The organism is Rahnella bonaserana, from assembly GCF_019049675.1.
GTDB classification, from domain to species: domain Bacteria; phylum Pseudomonadota; class Gammaproteobacteria; order Enterobacterales; family Enterobacteriaceae; genus Rahnella; species Rahnella bonaserana.
Map to the genome: position 1 here is coordinate 1 of NZ_JAFMOW010000003.1, position 255 is coordinate 255.

The 255-nt window shown below is 49.0% G+C and carries 1 tRNA gene; it reads right to left on the reverse strand.

Annotation, left to right across the window (positions count from 1 at the left end):
• Positions 1–157: 157 nt before the first annotated feature.
• Positions 158–234 (reverse strand) — tRNA-Ile (locus tag J1778_RS00015).
• Between the last annotated feature and the right edge of the window lie 21 nt (positions 235–255).

Consider the following 255-nt stretch of genomic DNA (forward strand, 5'->3'; position numbering starts at 1 on the left):
CTCTCCCAGCTGAGCTATAGCCCCATACAGTCACTTACAGATACCTTAATTACTCATCAGCAAGATGAGTCAGCCAATTTGTTCTCAGGCAAGGCGGAGTTCATACGACGTTTGCAAGTGCAAACGAATGTGACGACAACGCAGCATGAGGACGAATTGGTAGGCCTGAGTGGACTTGAACCACCGACCTCACCCTTATCAGGGGTGCGCTCTAACCACCTGAGCTACAAGCCTATTAAGGTATTTCTGCTCGTT